Genomic DNA, 18,170 nt, shown 5'->3' with positions numbered 1-18,170 from the left:
CGCTTGTTCGTACCTCTCGCACAGGAGTCGCTTCACCATGACCTCATTCCGTACCCCCGCCCGCCGGGCAGCGGCCACCGCGGCCGTCACCGGCGCCGTACTGGCACTCGCCGCCTGCGGCGGCAACGACACCAACTCATCGGGACAAGCCGGCCACGGCAACAGCTCGTCGCACTCCGCTGCGGCCTCGGCCTCCGGTACGGCGGCGGCCCCGGGGTCCGCGTCGGCACCGGACACGGCCCGCAACGCCGCGGACATCGCGTTCGCGCAGAGCATGATCCCGCACCACCGGCAGGCGGTCGAGATGGCCGATCTCGCCACCACCCGCGCCTCCTCGGCGGAGGTCATGACACTCGCCGCCGAGATCAAGAAGGCCCAGGACCCGGAGATCAAGACCCTGTCCGGCTGGCTGAAGGGCTGGGGCGAACAGATTCCGGCCGCGGGCGCGGACCACTCCGGTCATGCCATGGCCGGCATGATGGGCGAGGACGACATGTCCTCGCTGGAGTCGGCGTCGGGCGCGGAGTTCGACACCGCGTTCCTGAAGCTGATGGTCAAGCACCACGAAGGCGCGGTCACCATGTCGAAGACGGAGCAGTCCCAGGGCGCCAACCCTGCCGCCAAGGATCTGGCCGGCCGTATCGTCACCGCTCAGAGCGCCGAGATCACCCGTATGAACGGTCTCCTCGACCGATAGCGGGGAGCAGGCACCGGCACAGGTAGCACCAGATGCAGGGCCGGGGGCCGCGTACAAGCCGCGGCTCCCGCGCCAGGCCCGTGTGCTGCCGGCGCTGTCGATTCCGTCAGTGCTGTTGCGCGCCGCTCTCGCCGGCCCAGATGCCTCGTACGTGGCCCATATGACGCCGCATCAGCTCCTCCGCGCCGTCCGCGTCGCCCGCCTCGATCAGGTCGAGCAGTTCCGCGTGCTCGTGCGAGGAGGGGACGAGCTGGTCGTGGGCGGCCAGGATGCTGAGGCCGTAGATCCGCGACCGGGAGCGCAGCGAGCGGACCGTTTCGACCAGATAGCTGTTGCCCGTCAGGCCCAGCAGCGTGAGATGGAACTCCATGTCGATGGCGACATGCGCGATCAGGTCCTGGCGGCGGGCCGCGTCCTCGATCCCCGCGGCCAGCGGGCGCAGCCGTTCGATGACCGCCGGGTCGACCCCGGCCTCGGCGATCCTGCGCACAGTCGGGATCTCGATCAGGGCACGCAGATGGGTGATGTCGTCGAGGTCCTGCTCGGACAGTTCGGTGACCCGGAAGCCCTTGTTCCGTACGGCCTCCACCAGGCCTTCCCGTACGAGATCGAGCATCGCCTCGCGCACCGGCGTCGAGGACACACCGAACTGCTCGGCCAGGCTGGGCGCCGAGTAGACCACGCCGGGGCGTAGCTGCCCCGAGATCACCGCCGCGCGCAGCGTCTCGATGATCTCCTCGCGAAGATTGCGCCGGGCGCTGAACGAGGGCAGTACCGGTGTCATGGGGTCGCCCACGCTCATTTTCCGTCTCCTTCACTGATGGCCTCGTGCACCGCACTGGCCACGACCAGATCCTCCCACGCCATGCCGACGCTCTTGAAGAGCCGGGGGCGTCGGCCGTCCACGGCGACGGTGCCGTTGACCAGGTCGGCCAGTGGCACCAGGCTGTCCGGGCCGATGCTGCCGTCCGCCAGCTCCGGGATCAGGTCCCCGGCTTCCCGTACGGCCGCCGCTCGGGACTCGACCACGACCGTCGAGCGGTGGACCGTGGCCGGGTCGACCTCGCGGGCGTCCGGTTCATGGGAGCCGACGGCGATGACGGTGGCATGGGGCGGGAGCAGCGACCCGTCAAAGAGCGGTGCCCTGGCGGTCGTACAGCACGCGACGAGGTCGGCACCCGCGACATCCGCGGGCTCCCCCGGTCCGATGTCGAGCCCGGTGTCCCGGCGCGCGGCTTCGATGAATTCCGCCGCACGGCCGGGCGTGCGCCCCACCACGGTCACCCGGTTCAGCGGGCGGACGGCCCGCAGCGCGTCGAGGTGGCCACGGGCCTGAGGGCCCGTACCGAACAGCACCAGATGCCCCGCGCCGGGTTCCGCGAGGTGATCGGCGGCGAGGGCCGAGACCGCGGCGGTGCGTACGGTCGTCAGCGCGCCCCCGTCGAGCAGCGCGAGCGGGGTGAGGGTCGGGGCGTCCAGAAGCAGGTACTGCCCCTGGATACGGGGCCGCCCCGCCGCCGGATTGCCCGGTGCGACGGTGGCGATCTTGACCCCCGCGTACCGCCGCTGATGGGCGGGCATCAGGAGGAGCTGGCCGTACGCGACGGGCACGACCGTACGGGGCGGATCGGACTCCGGGTCCAGTCCGCCCCCAGTGCGCGCCGCAGCGCGTCGACCGCCGACGCCATCGGCATGGCGCGGAGGACATCGGCGGCGCCGAGGAGCCGGGGCGCGCTCGCGGCCGTAACAGCCGTCGTGGCTCTCACAGTTCGAAGCCCTCGGGGAAGGGGTCGTCCGGGTCGTAGTGGTACTGCGCGGTGCCGGTGATCCAGGCGCGGCCGGTGATGAGGGGCGTCACGGTGGTGAGCGTGCCAGGTGCGCCCTGCCGGTCGCCCTGTCCGCCGGACTCCTGCCCGCCGCCCTCCTGCCCGACGAGTTGGCCCTGTTCGACGAGGCGGCCCGTGAAGTGCGTCCCGATGAACGACTCGTTGTCGAAATCGGTGTCCAGGGGCAGTTCGCCGCGTGCGTGGAGCTGGGCCATCCGGGCACTCGTACCCGTACCGCACGGTGAGCGGTCGAACCAGCCGGGGTGGATGACCATCGCGTGCCGCGAGTGCCGGGCGTCCGAGCCGGGGGCGGCCAGATAGACATGGTGGCAGCCGCTGATCTCGGGGTTGCCCGGGTGGACGGGACGGTCCTGCTCGTTGATGGCGGCCATGATCGCCAGACCGGCGTCGAGCAGGCGCTGCTTCTCGGCCCGTTCGAAGGGGATGCCCAGCTTCTCCAGGGCGACGATGGCGTAGAAGTTGCCGCCGAAGGCCATGTCGTACGGGACGTCGCCCCAGGGCCCCACCCGTACCGTACGGTCGAGACCGAGCGCGAACGACGGCACATTGCGCAGGGTGACCGCCTTGGCGGCCCCGCCCTCGACCCGTACCTCGGCGACGACGAGTCCGGCCGGGGTGTCGAGACGGATGGTGGTGACCGGTTCCACGACCTCGACCATGCCGGTCTCGACCAGTACGGTGGCGACACCGATCGTGCCGTGGCCGCACATCGGGAGACAGCCGGAGGTCTCGATGAAGAGCACGCCGTAGTCGGCGTCGGGGCGGGTCGGCGGCTGGAGGATGGCTCCGCTCATCGCCGAGTGGCCGCGGGGCTCATTCATCAGGAACTTCCTGATGTGGTCGAGGTGTTCGACGAAGTACCGGCGCCGGTCGAACATGGTGGCGCCCGGTACGACTCCGACGCCGCCGGTGATCACCCTGGTGGGCATCCCCTCGGTGTGGGAGTCGACAGCGTGGAAGACTCTGCTGCTGCGCATGTCTGTTACCCGAGTCCTTCCGCGAGCGCCTTCTCGGTGGCCCGCCGCACGAGTTCCTCGTGCTCGGGGGTCAGGGGTACGCGCGGCTGGCGGCACGGGCCGCCGTACCGGCCGGCGAGATCCATGCTGAGCTTGATCGCCTGTACGAACTCGGTCCTCGAATCCCAGCGCAGCAGCGGGTGCAGTGTCCGGTAGAGGGGCAGCGCGGTCTCCAGATCGCCGGACGAGGCCGCCCGCCAGAGCGCGACCGAGGCGCGCGGGAAGGCGTTGGGGTAGCCGGACACCCAGCCGGGGGAACCGGCGACGGCCAGTTCCAGCGCGACATCGTCGGCGCCGCACAGGACATCGAGACCGGGGGCGAGTTCGGCGATCCGGTAGGGGCGCCGGACATCGCCGGAGAACTCCTTGACGGCGACGATCAGCCCTTCGGCGTGGAGTTCGGCCAGCAGTTCAGGGACGAGGTCGACCTTGGTGTCGAAGGGGTTGTTGTACGCGACGACCGGCAGGCCCGCCTTGGCCACCTCGCGGTAGTGGGCGATCACCGCGCGCTCGTCGGCGCGGTACGCGTTGGGCGGCAGGAGCATCACGGCGTCGGCGCCGGCCTCATGGGCCTGCTCGGCCCAGCGGCGGGCCTCGTCGGCGCCGTAGGCGGCCACGCCCGGCATGACGGTGAAGGGATCCGGTGCGGTGCCGGCCGGGGCTGCCGCTTCGGCCGCCCGGGAGGCCTGGCGGGCCGCTTCGACCGCGGTGGTCACCACACGGGAGCGCTCCTGGGGCGAGAGGGTCTGGTACTCGCCGAGCGAACCGTTCGGGGTGACACCGTCGCAGCCGTTCTCCGCAAGCCAGGCGACATGCGCGGCGAATCCGTCGTAGTCGACCTCAAGCCGCTCCCCCGCGCGCTCGCGCAGGGGCAGCGCCGTCGCCACCAATACGCCGTGCCACGGTTGCGCGCGCACGCTCGTGCCCATGCTCATGCGACCTCCATGGTTCCCGTTCCGGTGTCCGGGAGCTCCCGGGCGTGTGCAGTGTGACATTCCACTGAGGCTGGGTGCAATACGGCATGTGACATTCTACTGACCGGATTTCTGGTCCGGGGCGGACTCTTCGGGGGCGGGGTCGGCCGGGGCGGAGCCGTCAGCGCCGGGAGCGGGGGCGTCAACGTCGGGGGCGGGGTCAGGCTCGGGGTCGTCGGCGCCGAGGCCTGCCGCGAGCGTGCCGAGCGTCAGGGGCTGCGCGACAGGCCGGCCCGCCATCGAGCGCAGATCGTCCTCGGTCGGCCCGCGCCCGGTGCGCGCGGCGACCAGACAGCCGACGGCGTAACCGCAGACCCGCCCCTGGCAGAGCCCCATACCCGGCCGCGCGTACAGCTTGACCCCGCGGGCATCGGTCGCGCCCAGTTCCTCGACCGCCTCGGTGACCGCTTCCGAGGTCACCTCCTCGCACCGGCACACCAGGGTGTCGGTGTCCAGCCATGTCGTCCATCCTGGCCGTACCGGGTATGCCTCGTGCAGGGCGGTGGCGAAGCCCCGCTGCGCCGCGCGCCGCCGTGTCAGCCTGCGTACCACCGCCCGGTCGGCGACCGCGCCGGTGGTGACGAAGGCGGCGTGCAGCCCGGCGAGTTCGCCCTCGGTCACGGACAGGGCCGCTCCCCCGACCCCGCAGACCTCCCCCGCCAGATAGACGCCCGGGACGGTACTGAGCTGCCGTCCGTCCGCGGTGGCCACCAGGCTGCCGTCGAGATCGATGTGAGTGGCACAGCCGAGTTGGAGCGCGATCTCGGTCTGGGGTGTGAAGCCGTAGCCGACGGCGAGTGTGTCGCAGTCGATACGACGCTGAGTGCCCGGCACGATCCGCCACCCCGCGTCGAGGCGGGCGACCGTCGCTCCGGTGACCTCGCCGTCGCCATGTGCGGCGATCACGGCGGTACGGGTCCGGTACGGCACCCGGTGACGCAGCAGGGTGCGCAGGAAGTCCGCGCCCTCGGCGAGTTTGGCGGGGTTACGGGCCACCGCGAGCGGATGGCGCGCGAAACCGGCGGGCAGCCCGGCCTCGAAGACCCCGACCACGCGTGCCCCGGCCTCGGTCAGGCCCGCGGCGACGGCGAGCAGGAAGGGCCCGGTGCCGGCGACCGCGATCCGCTGCCCGGCCACCACGCCCTGCCCCTTCAGCAGAGCCTGCACCCCGCCCGCCGTGAAGACGCCCGGCAGGGTCCAGCCGGGGAAGGGCAGTTGACGGTCGTACGCACCGGTCGCGACGACGACCGTACGACTGAGCAGGACACGCCCGGCCGGGCCGTCGACTGTGTGGCCGGAAGCCATGTGGCGTGCGGCCATATGATGACGACCCGTGTGGTCGGGGCCCATGTGGTCAGGACCTATGTGGTCAGGGCCCATGTGGTCAGAGACCGTATGGCCGGGAGCGGTCTGGGCGGCGGCCGTGTGCGTGGAGACCATATGCGCCGGGCCGGTATGGGCCCGGACCATATGGGTGCGGAAGCCATCATCCGTCCGCTCGACATGCCAGACCCAGTGCCCCGCCAGGTAGTCGATCCTGTCCGCGTGTGCGGTCAGTCCGTACCGCAGCCGCTGGAAGGCCGTCCGGCCGTGCCCCGGCACACCGTCGCCGCCCGGGCGGTGCCGCCAGTACTGACCGCCCGGCCGCGGCCCGGCATCCACCAGCGCCACCCGCGCGCCCGCCGCGGCGGCTGTGACGGCAGCCGCGAGACCGGCCGGTCCCGCGCCCAGGACGGCGAGATCGTATGGAGTGTCAGCACGCGAGATCGTCATGGCCCGCTCCTTCCTGTGTCTGTACGAGGTCTGCGGGGGCGGCCTCGACCAGACAGGCCCGGTTGTTGGGGCGGCCGTTGACGACGACCAGACAGTCGAAACAGATCCCGATCCCGCAGAACACCCCGCGCGGCGCGCCCCCGACCCGGGTGCGGCGCCACGAGCGGCGCCCGGCGGCGATGAGCGCGGCACCGATGGTCTGACCGGCTTCGGCGCGGACCGTCTCGCCGTCGAAGCGGAACTGGAAGGATGCCCCGGTCGCTCCGGCACCGGTGCCGGAGACCGGGTCAGCACCCGGGTCGGTGACGGGATTGGTGTCCGGGGTCATGCGGCGGCCTCCTCGAACCGGTCCGGGCGGAAGGGCGTGAGGTCCAGATCCGGTTCCGCCCCCGTGATGACCTGCGCGATGAGCAGCCCCGTACCAGTGGACAGCCCGATCCCCGCGCCCTCGTGCCCGCCCGCATGCAGAAGACCGGGGGCTCGCGGATCGGCGCCGATGACCGGAAGATGGTCCGGGCAGTACGGCCGGAATCCCAAGTAGCTGCGCAGCAGCGTCACTTCGGCGAGGAACGGAAAGACGGCGATGGCCTGCGCGGCCAGTTTGCGCAGCACCGGCAGCGACACCGAGCGGTCGAAACCGACCCGCTCGCGGCTGGCCCCGATCAGTACGGTGCCGGCCCGGGTGCCCTCGACCACCACCGAGGTCTCCAGGGCCGCGCTTCCGCTGGCCACATTGGCGACGTACTCGGCGGTGTACACCTTGTGCCGGATCACCCGGGGCAGCGGCTCGGTGACCAGGATGAACCCCCGGCGCGGCAGCACCGGAACCGGCACCCCCGCGAGCCCGGCCGTCTGCCCGCTCCAGGTCCCGGTGGCGTTGACGACGGAGCCGGCATGGATGACGGGCGCCGAGGACGAATTCGTACGGACACCGCGGACCGCGCCGCGGCCGTCCCGTACGAATCCGGTGACCTCGGTGCCCGGCAGTACGGTCGCCCCCCGGGCACGGGCCTCTCGTAGCAGCCGCGCCGCCGCGAGCATGGGCTGGACCTGGCTGTCCTGCGGGTAGTACGCGCCGGAGACCACATCCCGGGTGATGTTGGGCTCCCGTTCGACGACTTCGGCGGCGGAGATGTCGACGGCGTCGATCCCTGCCGCGCGCTGAACGGCGGTGAGTTCACGGAGCCCGTCGGCGGTCGGCTCCGCGGCGGCCACCACGACGCCGCCCTTCGGCTGGTACTCCAGCCGCTCCGCCCCCACCGCCTCGGCGGCCTCCCGCCACAGCCGCGACGAGAGCAGGGCGAGATCGAGTTCGGGCCCCGGCTCCTTGTCGGAGAGCAGGATGTTGCCCTCACACGCGGCGGTCGTACCGCTAGCGATCGCGCCCCGCTCGACGACGGTGACGCGCAGGCCCGCCAGCGAACAGTAGTAAGCACAGGCGGCACCGACCATGCCTGCCCCGATGACAAGGACATCGGGAGATCGATCCGAGGTGTTCATGGCAGTACAATGTCACGCTGCAATGTCGCGCACCATACCCAGATCCTCCCGCAGGAGCCTCCGCCCGCTCAGGGCTCGGCGCCGCTGCTCCCCAGCAGTTGCCTCCGTAACGCCAACTCGACTTCGTTCAGCGGGACTTCGGGACAGAGCCGCTCGGGATGGCCACGCACCGGCCCGGTCAGCGGCCGGGAGTCAGGCCGGGACGGCGGGGGCGAGGGGGGAATGTAGACCCAGATCCGACCGTAGGCGATCACCCACTTCCCCATGGAAGAGACGAGGGAACGCAGGAGCCGGGCAAGACGGAGGTACATGCCCGAAGGATGGCGCAGCCCGCTGGAGTCGGACCCGAACAATCGCTGTAATTTTTCGGCCAATCGGCGTACGCATACGGTCTGCCTGCTGTACGGACAGGTCATGGGCGGCGATCGAACAGGTTTACGCGTCCGTCATGGAATGGCCCGACCGGAAGCTTTCCGCCGTCGAGTAGCGAATTCGGTCACGGCGCGGTTCTGTGCAGAGAGAGCCGTACATATCGAGGAGGCCGGAATGAATCGACTCGTCGAAGGAGCGTTCAAAGGGGCCGCGGCCGGGGCCGCCGGCACCACGGCTCTGAACGTTGTCGGGTATCTCGACATGGTCGTACGGGCGCGGCCGGCCAGCACCACCCCAGAAGGCACCGTGGTACGGCTGTCGCAGATACTGCGGCTGCCCATTCCCGGGTCCGCGTCGGCGCGGGCCAACCGTATCGCCGGTCTCGCGCCCCTGACCGGCATCGTCGCGGGCCTCGCGGTGGGGGCCCTGCTCGGGACGGCGCGCTCGGCGGGCTGGCGGGCGGGGCCGGTGACCGATGGCGCCGGCACCACGCTGGCCGCCCTGATCGGCACGAACGGACCCATGACGGTGCTGGGAGTCACCGACCCCCGTACCTGGTCGGCGCTGGACTGGGTGTCCGACGTCCTGCCCCATCTGGCCTACGCGGCGGTGACCGTCGCGATTCTGGAGGGCCTCGACAGCCAGTCGGTACGCCCCGCTCAGCGGGGAGGACGCTCGGCGGGCTGCCGGAATCCCCGTTCGCGTGCGACAGAGGTGACCAGAGCCACGGTCAGAAAAGCGACGGGCAGGGCCGGTGCGAAAAACCGGGCGTCAGTGATCAGATAGCCACCCAATACGGCGCCGACGGGCAGTGTCAGGATCAGAAGCGCGGTTCTCCACCGCAGCCTCCGCTTGGTGGCCAGTTCCGCCAGGACTCCGGTGAGTGTGCCGGTCAGATAGGTGGTCGATACGTTGGGGGCTCCCGCAACCCGTACCACAGCGCTCTGACAGCCCATGGCGAAGGCCGCCGCCACCAGCAGCCCGATCCGCGTTCCCGGGCCTGGCCGGCCGGAGACCGCCATCCAGCAGACGAGGACTCCGCAGAGCACCAACAGCTCGACGGCCAGGGCGGTTTGATGGGCCCCGTAGCCCAGCGGTCCACGCCTCGCCACGGCGATCCGGGTACCGGCGAGGGCGCCGCAGACATATCCGCCGAACGCCATCAGAGCGTGTGCCGCGAGGGAGAGATCCTGCGAGCCCACGGCCAGTCCGAGCAGCGCCATGTTCGCGGTCATGACGCTGGTGAAGACGCCTCCGAGCGCCAGGAAGCTGATCGCGTCCACCGACCCGGTCGTCAGGGTCAGCGCGATCACCACCCAGGACGAACCGAGCCGGTCCGCTGTCGCCGGATGCGAGGGGTCGTCCTGGTCGGGCGGCTGGTCAGGGGAGGATGGAGTCGACATAGCCGCCGTCGGCCCGTAGCGCTCCCCCGGTCGTGGCGGACGCCTGCTCGGAGCTGAGATAGACGACGAGATTCGCGATTTCCTCGGGCTCGATCAGCCGCCCGAGGAGTGACTGGGGCCGGTGCTCGCGCATGAAGGTGCGCTGCGCCTCGTCCCAGGGCAGGGATTCGCTCACCAACTGGTAGACGAAGTCCTCGACGCCGCCCGTGTGCGTGGCGCCGACGATGACCGAGTTCACGGTGACACCGGTGCCCGCCGAGGCCTTGGCGAAGCCTCGGCTGACGGCCAGCAGCGCGGTCTTGGTCATGCCGTAGTGGATCATCTCCGCGGGGATCGCCACGGACGCGTCACTGGCGATGTACTGGACGCGGCCCCAGCCCCGGGCGATCATCCCGGGCAGATAGGCGCGGGTGAGCCGGATGGAGGACAGGACGTTCACCTCGAAGTAGCGGCGCCACTCGTCGTCGGTGATCTCCAGCGCCGGGCGGGCTTCGAAGATCCCGAGGTTGTTGATGAGGATGTCGGCCTCGGCCAGCAGTTCCAGCGCGCTGGCCGCGCCCTCCTCCGTACCGAGGTCCGCCACCACGGGCACGATGCTCGCGTGCGGCGCCTCCTTGAGAAGGCGCGCCACTGCCTCCTCCACCCGCGAAGGGTCCCGCCCGTTGACACCGACGCGCGCGCCCGCCCGGGCGAGCCCCGCCGCGATCGCGGCGCCGATGCCCTGTGTCGATCCGGTGACAAGGGCGGTACGGCCCTCGAGGTTCAGCTCCATCAGCGCGCTCCCAGTCCGGCCGGCTGTCTCCCCCTTCCGTCCGATCATGAACGAGCCGCGCCGCCCCCGCAGCGGGTGAGGGGCCGACCGGACCCGGCGGACGCCGCGAGCCGTGCGCGACGACCGCCCCGGCGGGGTCCCGCGGCGGGCAGTGCTCCGCCACGGGACCCCGGTCGCTACGGGCATGACGCCGGAGCGGGGTTATTCCTGGATCTGGATGGCCAGGGCCGGGCAGACCGCCGCCGCGTGGCGGGTGTCGTCGGCCTGGTCCGGGCTCGGGTCGGAGGTGAGGAGGACCGCGATGCCGTCCTCGTCACGCTGGTCGAACACGTCCGCGGCGGCGACCACGCACTGTCCGGATGCGACACACTTGTCCTGGTCGAGGATGACCTTCACGATATCTCCTTTGACGGCGCTGTTCGTTGGGCTGAGAAGTGGTGGAGCTGGGGGTTGCGGGGCCGGGGCCGGGCGCGGCCGGTCACCGGGGTCACCAGGTGACGGGCAGCTCGTAGACCCCGTACACGACGCCGTCGTGCTTGAACGGGATCTGTTCGAGGCCGGCCGCCAGTCGCAGGCCGGGGATGCGCTTGTACAGGGTGCTGTAGACGATCTGCAGTTCCAGCCGGGCCAGCGGCTGGCCCAGGCACTGGTGCACTCCGAATCCGAAGGCCACGTGGTGGCGGGCGTCGCGCTGGATGTCGAGGCGGTCGGGGTCCGGGAACGCCTCGGGGTCGCGGTTGGCGATGTCGGTGGCGAAGACCAGCCCGTCGCCGGCGTGGATGCGCCGGCCCGCGATGTCGATGTCTTCGAGGGCGACCCGGCGCCGGCCGTTGTGGACGATGTTGAGATAGCGCAGCAGTTCTTCCACGGCCGAGGCGACCAGCTTGGGATCGTCCGTGTCACGCAGGAGCGCGAGTTGGTCGGGGTGTTCGAGCAGGGCGAGCGTACCGAGCGCGATCATGTTCGCGGTGGTCTCGTGCCCGGCGATCAGCAGCAGCACGCCCATCTGGGCCGCTTCCTGCCGGGTCAGCTCGCCGGCCTTCACCCGCTCGGTCAGCCCGGACAGCAGGTCGTCGGCGGGCGCGGCGAGTTTCTCGCCCATGAGGTCGTCCAGATAGCCGCTCAGCGCGCCCATGCCGGCGGCCCGCTCCTCCGGGTCGGCGTCGCGCTTGATGACGACCTTGCTGTTGTCCTGGAAGAAGTCGTGGTCGCTGTAGGGGACTCCGAGCAGTTCGCAGATCACCAGCGAGGGCACCGGCAGGGCGAACGCGTCGACCAGGTCGACCGGTTTCGGGCCGGCCAGCATGCCGTCGATCAGGTCGTCGACGATCTTCTGGATGGCCGGTCGCAGCACCGCCACGCGTTTGATGGCGAAGGGCGCCGTCACCATGCGCCGCATCCTGGCGTGTTCGGGGTCGTCCATCAGGATGAAGCTGCCGGTCCCTGACCGGTTGCCGGGGGCGATCGCCGTCGGCAGCGGGTAGCCGGGCCGGGTGATGTCCGCGCTGACCCGCGGGTCGGCGAGCAGGGCCCGCTGCTCGGCGTACCGCGTCACCATCCACGGTGTGCTGCCGTCCCACAGCCGGACCTTGGCGAGCGGGGCCTCCTGCTGCTTGGCCATCGCGGTCGGAGGCGGGTCGAAGGGGCAGCCCGCCGCCCTGGACATGGGGAAATCGGGGATGTCGGCCGGGAGTTCGCCGGCCGTGGGGACCGTGCTGGTCATCCTGTACTCCAAGGGGGGTGTGTTGTGTTGCGGTGTTGTGTTGCGGTGTTTCCGCGGTCGGAAAGTGGTGTGGGGGTACGCCCGGCCGGGCCCGGGTCGGTGGGCCCGGCCGACTGGACCCGAGTGGGCAGCCGCGTCGCGGGGAGGGCCTGCGCGGCGCGGACGGCGGGGAGTCAGCGCGGCGCGGGCGCGGAGTCGGGCGCGGCGAGCGCGTCGGCGACCTCTTGGCGGCGCATGCGCGCCTGCTTGGGCATGTTCCAGCCGAGTACGCCGGTGACCCTGCCGTCGCGTCTGTAGCGCGCGACGAATCGCCCGGTCTCCGGGTCGCCGTCGACGACGGTCACTTCGGCGTCGGCGGGGAGCACGCCGTACACCTGGATCCTGGTGCCGAACTGGTCGGTCCAGAAGTACGGCACGGGGGTGTACGGCCGGTCGCCGCCGAGGATGTTGGCCGCGACGGCGACGGCCTGTTCGGTGGCGTTGGTACGGTTCTCCAGCCGCAGCAGCGTGCCCAGCCGGTCGTGGTGCCATCGTGCGACGTCCCCGACGGCGTAGATCCCGTCGGCGGCCCGGCAACGGGAGTCGCACACCAGGCCGTTGTCCACCGGCAGACCGCTGTCGCGGAGCCATCCGGTGACCGGGTCGCCCCCGATCGCGACCACGACCAGGTCGGCCGGCAGCACCTCGCCGGTGTCCAGACTCACGCCGGTGACCGTGCCCCGGGCGCCGGTCAGTCCGCGTACGCCCGTGCCCAGGCGGAGCCGTACCCCGCGCTCGGTGTGGAGTCCGGCGAGCCGGTCGGCGACCGGCCGGCCGAGCTGGCTCGCCATGGGGGCCTGCTGAGGACCCGCGAGGGTGACGTCCAGGCCCATGGTCCGGGCGGTGGCGGCGACTTCGGCGCCGAGCACTCCGTCCCCGACGACCACGAGCCGTGCGCACCGCAGCAGGCCGGCGCGCAGTGCCAGCGCGTCGTCGAGGGTGCGCAGGACATGGACCCCGGCCAGACCGGCCTGCCCGGGAAGGGTCCTGGGGCTCGTCCCGGTGGCTATGACAATGGTGTCGGCGCGCAGTGTCCGTCCGGACGCGGTGCGGACGGAACGTGCCGGTGCGTCCATACCGACGGCCGGGTCGCCGAGGACGAACTCGGCGTCGAGTGCCGCCAGTACGTCCTGCGGTCGCAGCAGAGCCCGGTCCGGCTGCCAGGCGCCGGAGAGCACCTGCTTGGACAACGGCGGCCGGTCGTACGGCAGATGGGGCTCCGCTCCCAGTACGGTCACCGCGCCCGGGTAGCCGCCCCGCCGCAGCGCTTCCACCGTGGCCAGGCCGGCGGCGGACGCGCCGACCACAAGGACGCCGGCGGGGGCGGTCACGCCCCCTCGCTCAACGAGATCGCGGCGGCCGGACACACACGGGCGGCCTCGCGGACGACGGTGTGCAGGGGCTCGGGCGGGGCCGCGTCGAGCAGCACCACCACGCCGTCCTCGTCACGCTGGTCGAACACGTCCGGGGAGGGCAGTACGCACTGGCCCGCGCCGCAGCACATGGCCTCGTCCACCGTTGCCTTCATCGTCGGCACTCCTGCGGTTCACGTAATTGCATGGGGGGTTGTTCCTTCCTCAGGCGCGTGAGACGGGGGCCAGCAGCAACGCGACGATCGCGTCGACCAGGCCCGTACCGGCGTCACGCCAACTGGATCGTGGGGTGGGGGTGCCCTGGGCGAGCGCGCGCTCCCGCTCGGCGCACATGTGCACCATGAGCTGTCGGGCCATGTCATTGCGCTCGGCCCGCACGTCGGCGGGCAGGTCGGCGAGGCACCGGTCGAGTCCGTCGGCGATCCGGTGCAGCGAGGGCGAGCCGAGCGATTCCTGGATCATGATGTCGCGCAGGGCCGGGTCGGTCATGACCTGCGCGCCGAACCGGGCGTACCAGGTGGGGCTGCCCAGCGCGTCGAGATATTCGGTGACCGGGCGTACCAGACAGGCGACCCAGTCCCGGGTGTCGGTGGAGCCGTCGGCCTCGGTGACCATCCGCAGGCGCAGCCGCTCTATCCCCTCGTTGTGTTTGTGCGCGATCGCCCGTACGAGATCCGCCTTGGTACCGAAGTGGTAGCCGACCGCCGCGTTGTTGCCCTGCTGTGCGGCTTCGCTCACTTGGCGATTGGAAATGGCGAATACCCCGTGTTCCGCGAAAAGCCGCTCGGCCGCGGCGAGGATCAGCTCACGCGTCGCGTCGGCCCGGGCCGTACGGACGGCCTTGCCCGTCATGGTCACCACCGCACCGGCAGTTCACGGAGCCCCCGACGACGAGACCCTCTCTCCGGCGCAGCTCCCGCGCCGGAGATCGGATGGCTCAGTACCTGATCGCTCTCACTGTGGCTCATCGCATGTCTCCTCGAAGCCGCTCTGCGTCGAAGCTGGATTTGCGCCTGTGATCAGTTAACTGTGGCCCTGGGGGTAATGCAAGCGACTGACTTAATTTCGCCCCCGGCATCCGCGCCCCGGACGGAGGCGGCCTGTCACGCCGGAGGAACTCAGCTCCGGGCGAGGTCCGACGCCTCCTGCGGGACAGCGGATACGGCCGCAGGCTGCCCCAAGGACGCCTTGCGGCCGGGGATGGCGAGGGTGATGGCGGCGGCGACCAGCGCGACTCCTCCGCCGATGAGCATGCCCGTACGGAACCCGTCCTCCGAGGCGATCTCGTACCCGCCCATCCGGACGGTCATCTGCGCCAGGACCACACCGACGACGGCGGCCGAGACGGAGGTGCCCACCGAGCGCATGAGCGCGTTGAAGCCGTTGGCGGCCGCCGTCTCGGACTGGGGTACGGCGGACATGATGAGCGCGGGCATGGCACCGTACGCCAGGGCGACCCCCGTACTGCCGATGCAGACGACGATCATCAGGCCCCAGGCCTCGCCCATCAGGAACAGGGACGAGATGTAGCCGGCGGCGATGACCAGGGAACCGACGAACAGGGTGACCTTGGGGCCGCGGGCCGCGGAGAGCTTCGCGCCCACCGGGGAGAGGGCCATCATGAACAGGCCTCCTGGCATCATCCACAGACCTGCGGCGAGCATCGACTGCCCGAGACCGTAGCCGGTGGCCTCGGGGAGCTGGAGCAACTGCGGCACGATCAGCGACTGGGCGTACATCGAGAAGCCGACGACGACCGAGGCGAGGTTCGTCAGCAGGACCTGGCGCCTGGCCGTGACCCGCAGGTCGACAAGCGGGTCGGTGACGCGCAGCTCCCAGCGGCCCCAGAGCAGCAGCAGGACGACGCCCGCGGCGGACAGGCCGAGTGTGGTGCCGCTCGTCCAGCCCCAGTCGGCGCCCTTGGAGACCGTCAGCAGCAGGCACAGCAGTCCCGAGCCCAGGCCGGCCGCGCCGACGTAGTCGAAGCCGCCCTGCCCGGTGGGCTCGATGCGCGGTACGACCCGCCAGATCAGCACACCGATCACGGCACCGAGGGCGGCCGAGCCCCAGAACAGTACGCGCCAGCTCATGTTCTCGGCCACGGCGGCGGCGATCGGCAGGCCGAGCGCCCCGCCGATCCCCAGGGAGGCGCTGATGAGGGCGATGGAGGAGCCCACCCGCTCGGCCGGTACGACATCGCGTACGGCGCTGATGCCCAGCGGGACGATGCCCATGCCCATGCCCTGGAGGGCCCGTCCGATCACCATGGGGGCGAGCGAGTCGGCCAGGGCACAGGTCACCGAGCCCGCCACCAGCGGCAGTATCGAGACGAGCAGCATGCGCCGCTTGCCGAACATGTCGCCGAGCCGGCCCATGACCGGAGTGCAGATCGCCCCCGCCAGCAGGGTGGCGATCACCGCCCAGGACGCGTTGGAGGCGGTGGTGTGCAGGATCTGGGGCAGCTCACCGACGAGCGGCACCACCAGGGTCTGCATCAGGGCGGCGACGATTCCGGCGCACGCCAGCACGATGACGGTCCCCCCGGAATGCGGACCGGGGCCGGCGTGCGCGCTGGGGCCGGACTGTTGGGCGTTCACGTTGTTTCCTCCATGGCGGAGCCGCAGGCAGGCATGTGCATCATGCAAACGATGAGCATCGTACACGCGATATGCATCATGCACATCCGGTGGTATACAAGAGGAAAGGCCCGGCAAAGAAACGATGAAGGAGGGTCACCGTGACGACGGAAAGCCGACGACGGCTGGAGCGCGAGCTGATGCTCCTGGGACGCCACTCCGTCACAACCCCCCGGGGCAAGCGCGGCGGCGGGCTGATGGACCGCAGCGCGTACCTGCTGCTCAGCAGGATCGAACTGGAGGGCCCGATGTCGGTCGCGGAGTTGTCGGACGCCTTCGGCCTCGGCGTGTCGACACTCAACCGGCAGACCTCGGCGATGCTACGGGCCGGCCTGGTCGACCGGGTGCCGGATCCCGACGGCGGGATCGCCCGCAAGTTCCGTATCACGTCCGTCGGCCGGGACCGGCTGCACAAGGAACGCGACGTCGTGGTCAACGGACTCGGGCGCGTGCTCGAACACTGGAGCCCCGAGGAAGTCACGGCCTTCACGGCGGCGCTGGAGCGGTTCAACTCCGACGTGGAACGTTATGTGGGCCGCCCCTGGCCACGCCCCTGCGAGGACGCGCCGCCGGAGGCGGTGGCGTCCGCGAGCACGGAGTAGCCGGAACAGCCGAAGTCGGAGCCGGAACAGCCGAAACCGTAGCCGAGCAGCCGGAGCCGTCCCGGAGCCATCGATGGCCCGCACGGACGGCCCGCCCGCCCGCCGCCGTGGACGTACCGCTCGCGACGCGTGCTTCGTTCCCGGCCGGACGGTTTTCGGACTCATTTCCCCCGGACCGCCGGAATGCCACCGGAGGACGACGCCCCAAGCCTATGCTTCTACAGCAGTGTAGATACGCGAGGGGCGGTACGGATCTCCCGGCCGCTCCGGGCGACACGTAACAGAGAAGGAGTGAACGCCACGATGGTGTTCAAGCGGCTGCTCGGCTCACTCGGCGTCGGCGGCCCGGAGGTGGACACGGTCCTCGACACGGACGCGGTGCTGCCCGGCGGCGCACTGACCGGACAGGTCCATATGAAGGGCGGCGGCGCCGACTTCGCGGTCGAGCACATCACCCTGGAGCTTGTGGCCCGGGTCGAGGCCGAGCACGACGGCGGGGAGTCGGACGGCACGGTCGTCTTCGAACGGTTCACCGTCGGCGGCAACTTCCGTCTCGCCGAGGACGAACGGCTCAGCATCCCGTTCAGTGTGGTGCTGCCCTGGGAGACCCCGGTCACCGAACTGCACGGCCAGCCCCTGGGGATCGCCCTCGGCGTCCGCACCGAGGTGTCGGTGGCCGGCGCCAGGGACAAGGGCGACCTCGACCAGCTCTCCGTACGGCCGCTGCCGGTCCAGGAGGCGGTCCTGGAAGCCCTCGGGCAGCTCGGCTTCGGGTTCAGGTCCGCGGACCTGGAGTACGGGCACATCCGCGGCACCGGTCAGCAACTGCCGTTCTACCAGGAGATCGAGCTCACCCCCTCCGCGCAGTACGCGCACCAGGTGAACGAGATCGAGGTGACCTTCCTCGCCGATCCCGGCGGGATGGAGGTGGTCCTGGAGGCCGACAAGCGCGGCGGCCTCTTCTCCGGCGGCCATGACGCGGTGACCCGTTTCACCGTCAGCCACTACGACGTCGGACAGGTCAACTGGTACGCCGAAGTCGACGGCTGGATGCGCCAGTTGATCGAACACCGAGCGGCGTACGGCTCACACGGCCCGCACGCTTCGTACGGGCACGGCGACGCGTATCACGGCGGAGGTCACCACGGCCACGGCGGACATCACCACGACGAGGGGCACGGTCAGCGCTCCGGGCCCGGCATGGGCACCGTGATCGCCGCCGGGGCCGCGGGGCTGGCCGTCGGCGTGGTCGGCGGAATGGTCGCGGCCGAAGTGGTGGACGAGGTCGGCGACTTCTTCGAAGGCGACGAGGAGGAGGGCGACGAGGGCTGACGCCCCTCGCCGCCACGGCGCGTCCGGGCCGCCCCTTCCCGGCGGCCCGGACGCGCTTGCCTTGTACGGGGATTCATATGGCCCTGCCGGAAGCCGCTCACCGCCCGGCCG

Annotated in this window: 20 protein-coding genes; 3 read left to right on the top strand and 17 right to left on the bottom strand. The window is 71.0% G+C overall.

Annotated elements, in window-relative coordinates:
- The first annotated feature begins 37 nt into the window (after window positions 1-37).
- Window positions 38-697 carry a DUF305 domain-containing protein gene (locus KQY30_RS34115; RefSeq protein ID WP_217310370.1) on the top strand — a complete coding sequence of 220 codons (660 nt, stop codon included), beginning with the start codon at window positions 38-40 and terminating at the stop codon, window positions 695-697.
- Between the two features lie 106 nt (window positions 698-803).
- Here the strand turns inward: KQY30_RS34115 and KQY30_RS34110 are convergent, their stop codons facing one another.
- The 17 genes from KQY30_RS34110 to KQY30_RS34040 all read right to left on the bottom strand — a co-directional run bounded on the left by KQY30_RS34110 (window position 804) and on the right by KQY30_RS34040 (window position 16,086).
- Window positions 804-1,499, bottom strand: a complete 696-nt coding sequence (locus KQY30_RS34110; RefSeq protein ID WP_254407457.1) for a GntR family transcriptional regulator — start codon at window positions 1,497-1,499, stop codon at window positions 804-806.
- Window positions 1,496-2,308, bottom strand: coding sequence for an ornithine cyclodeaminase family protein (locus tag KQY30_RS34105; RefSeq protein WP_367997463.1), 813 nt, complete (start codon window positions 2,306-2,308; stop codon window positions 1,496-1,498). Before KQY30_RS34105 ends, KQY30_RS34110 begins: the two co-directional genes overlap by 4 nt.
- Window positions 2,278-2,463, bottom strand: a complete 186-nt coding sequence (locus tag KQY30_RS37570) for a hypothetical protein (protein ID WP_367997462.1) — start codon at window positions 2,461-2,463, stop codon at window positions 2,278-2,280. The genes KQY30_RS34105 and KQY30_RS37570 overlap by 31 nt, the downstream gene beginning before the upstream one ends.
- Complete coding sequence (locus KQY30_RS34100) at window positions 2,460-3,521, bottom strand: proline racemase family protein (protein WP_217310369.1); 1,062 nt, start codon at window positions 3,519-3,521, stop codon at window positions 2,460-2,462. Before KQY30_RS34100 ends, KQY30_RS37570 begins: the two co-directional genes overlap by 4 nt.
- Before the next feature lie 5 nt (window positions 3,522-3,526).
- Window positions 3,527-4,489 carry a dihydrodipicolinate synthase family protein gene (locus tag KQY30_RS34095; RefSeq protein WP_217311477.1) on the bottom strand — a complete coding sequence of 321 codons (963 nt, stop codon included), beginning with the start codon at window positions 4,487-4,489 and terminating at the stop codon, window positions 3,527-3,529.
- Window positions 4,490-4,591: 102 nt separating this feature from the next.
- Window positions 4,592-6,307: an FAD/NAD(P)-binding oxidoreductase gene (locus KQY30_RS37250; RefSeq protein WP_217310368.1), complete on the bottom strand. Its 1,716-nt coding sequence runs from the start codon at window positions 6,305-6,307 to the stop codon at window positions 4,592-4,594.
- Window positions 6,288-6,635 (bottom strand): (2Fe-2S)-binding protein, encoded by a 348-nt coding sequence (locus tag KQY30_RS34085; RefSeq protein ID WP_217310367.1) that lies wholly within the window; start codon window positions 6,633-6,635, stop codon window positions 6,288-6,290. The genes KQY30_RS37250 and KQY30_RS34085 overlap by 20 nt, the downstream gene beginning before the upstream one ends.
- The gene (locus tag KQY30_RS34080; RefSeq protein ID WP_217310366.1) at window positions 6,632-7,807 is read right to left on the bottom strand and encodes an FAD-binding oxidoreductase; all 1,176 of its coding nucleotides are present in this window, start codon (window positions 7,805-7,807) and stop codon (window positions 6,632-6,634) included. The genes KQY30_RS34085 and KQY30_RS34080 overlap by 4 nt, the downstream gene beginning before the upstream one ends.
- A 68-nt stretch (window positions 7,808-7,875) precedes the next feature.
- The gene (locus KQY30_RS36890) at window positions 7,876-8,073 is read right to left on the bottom strand and encodes a DUF6059 family protein (protein WP_254407733.1); all 198 of its coding nucleotides are present in this window, start codon (window positions 8,071-8,073) and stop codon (window positions 7,876-7,878) included.
- A gap of 765 nt (window positions 8,074-8,838) precedes the next feature.
- Complete coding sequence (locus KQY30_RS34075) at window positions 8,839-9,582, bottom strand: YoaK family protein (protein ID WP_217310365.1); 744 nt, start codon at window positions 9,580-9,582, stop codon at window positions 8,839-8,841.
- Window positions 9,560-10,354 carry an SDR family NAD(P)-dependent oxidoreductase gene (locus KQY30_RS34070; RefSeq protein ID WP_217310364.1) on the bottom strand — a complete coding sequence of 265 codons (795 nt, stop codon included), beginning with the start codon at window positions 10,352-10,354 and terminating at the stop codon, window positions 9,560-9,562. The genes KQY30_RS34075 and KQY30_RS34070 overlap by 23 nt, the downstream gene beginning before the upstream one ends.
- A gap of 201 nt (window positions 10,355-10,555) precedes the next feature.
- A complete protein-coding gene (locus KQY30_RS34065) occupies window positions 10,556-10,750 on the bottom strand; it encodes a ferredoxin (RefSeq protein ID WP_217310363.1) in 195 nt (64 codons plus the stop codon).
- A gap of 91 nt (window positions 10,751-10,841) precedes the next feature.
- A complete protein-coding gene (locus KQY30_RS34060) occupies window positions 10,842-12,077 on the bottom strand; it encodes a cytochrome P450 (protein ID WP_217310362.1) in 1,236 nt (411 codons plus the stop codon).
- Window positions 12,078-12,250: 173 nt separating this feature from the next.
- Complete coding sequence (locus KQY30_RS34055; RefSeq protein ID WP_217310361.1) at window positions 12,251-13,447, bottom strand: NAD(P)/FAD-dependent oxidoreductase; 1,197 nt, start codon at window positions 13,445-13,447, stop codon at window positions 12,251-12,253.
- Window positions 13,444-13,644, bottom strand: coding sequence for a ferredoxin (locus KQY30_RS34050; protein WP_217310360.1), 201 nt, complete (start codon window positions 13,642-13,644; stop codon window positions 13,444-13,446). The genes KQY30_RS34055 and KQY30_RS34050 overlap by 4 nt, the downstream gene beginning before the upstream one ends.
- Window positions 13,645-13,693: 49 nt before the next feature.
- Window positions 13,694-14,341 carry a TetR/AcrR family transcriptional regulator gene (locus KQY30_RS34045; protein ID WP_217310359.1) on the bottom strand — a complete coding sequence of 216 codons (648 nt, stop codon included), beginning with the start codon at window positions 14,339-14,341 and terminating at the stop codon, window positions 13,694-13,696.
- Between the two features lie 266 nt (window positions 14,342-14,607).
- Window positions 14,608-16,086 carry an MFS transporter gene (locus tag KQY30_RS34040; protein WP_254407456.1) on the bottom strand — a complete coding sequence of 493 codons (1,479 nt, stop codon included), beginning with the start codon at window positions 16,084-16,086 and terminating at the stop codon, window positions 14,608-14,610.
- A gap of 179 nt (window positions 16,087-16,265) precedes the next feature.
- On the opposite strand from KQY30_RS34040, the gene KQY30_RS34035 reads away from it, so the two are divergent.
- Both KQY30_RS34035 and KQY30_RS34030 read left to right on the top strand, forming a co-directional pair.
- Window positions 16,266-16,727, top strand: a complete 462-nt coding sequence (locus KQY30_RS34035) for a MarR family winged helix-turn-helix transcriptional regulator (RefSeq protein WP_217311475.1) — start codon at window positions 16,266-16,268, stop codon at window positions 16,725-16,727.
- 303 nt (window positions 16,728-17,030) lie between these two features.
- The gene (locus tag KQY30_RS34030; RefSeq protein WP_217310358.1) at window positions 17,031-18,059 is read left to right on the top strand and encodes a sporulation protein; all 1,029 of its coding nucleotides are present in this window, start codon (window positions 17,031-17,033) and stop codon (window positions 18,057-18,059) included.
- The last annotated feature ends 111 nt before the right edge of the window (window positions 18,060-18,170 follow it).

Source organism: Streptomyces sp. GMY02 (assembly GCF_019056675.1).
GTDB classification, from domain to species: Bacteria; Actinomycetota; Actinomycetes; order Streptomycetales; family Streptomycetaceae; genus Streptomyces; species Streptomyces odonnellii.
Note: the sequence above shows the minus strand (reverse complement) of the source record. Positions and strands in the feature narration are given on the sequence as shown.

Excerpts from the sequence above, each read along its gene's own strand:
- KQY30_RS34035 (WP_217311475.1), top strand. The coding sequence starts at position 16,266 with ATGCTCCTGGGACGCCACTCCGTCACAACCCCCCGGGGCAAGCGCGGC.
- KQY30_RS34115 (WP_217310370.1), top strand. The coding sequence starts at position 38 with ATGACCTCATTCCGTACCCCCGCCCGCCGGGCAGCGGCCACCGCGGCC.
- KQY30_RS36890 (WP_254407733.1), bottom strand. The coding sequence starts at position 8,073 with ATGGGGAAGTGGGTGATCGCCTACGGTCGGATCTGGGTCTACATTCCC.
- KQY30_RS34095 (WP_217311477.1), bottom strand. The coding sequence starts at position 4,489 with ATGGGCACGAGCGTGCGCGCGCAACCGTGGCACGGCGTATTGGTGGCG.
- KQY30_RS37250 (WP_217310368.1), bottom strand. The coding sequence starts at position 6,307 with ATGACGATCTCGCGTGCTGACACTCCATACGATCTCGCCGTCCTGGGC.
- KQY30_RS34070 (WP_217310364.1), bottom strand. The coding sequence starts at position 10,354 with ATGGAGCTGAACCTCGAGGGCCGTACCGCCCTTGTCACCGGATCGACA.
- KQY30_RS34110 (WP_254407457.1), bottom strand. The coding sequence starts at position 1,499 with ATGAGCGTGGGCGACCCCATGACACCGGTACTGCCCTCGTTCAGCGCC.
- KQY30_RS34060 (WP_217310362.1), bottom strand. The coding sequence starts at position 12,077 with ATGACCAGCACGGTCCCCACGGCCGGCGAACTCCCGGCCGACATCCCC.
- KQY30_RS34030 (WP_217310358.1), top strand. The coding sequence starts at position 17,031 with ATGGTGTTCAAGCGGCTGCTCGGCTCACTCGGCGTCGGCGGCCCGGAG.
- KQY30_RS34045 (WP_217310359.1), bottom strand. The coding sequence starts at position 14,341 with ATGACGGGCAAGGCCGTCCGTACGGCCCGGGCCGACGCGACGCGTGAG.
- KQY30_RS34100 (WP_217310369.1), bottom strand. The coding sequence starts at position 3,521 with ATGCGCAGCAGCAGAGTCTTCCACGCTGTCGACTCCCACACCGAGGGG.
- KQY30_RS34075 (WP_217310365.1), bottom strand. The coding sequence starts at position 9,582 with ATGTCGACTCCATCCTCCCCTGACCAGCCGCCCGACCAGGACGACCCC.
- KQY30_RS34085 (WP_217310367.1), bottom strand. The coding sequence starts at position 6,635 with ATGACCCCGGACACCAATCCCGTCACCGACCCGGGTGCTGACCCGGTC.
- KQY30_RS34080 (WP_217310366.1), bottom strand. The coding sequence starts at position 7,807 with ATGAACACCTCGGATCGATCTCCCGATGTCCTTGTCATCGGGGCAGGC.
- KQY30_RS34050 (WP_217310360.1), bottom strand. The coding sequence starts at position 13,644 with ATGAAGGCAACGGTGGACGAGGCCATGTGCTGCGGCGCGGGCCAGTGC.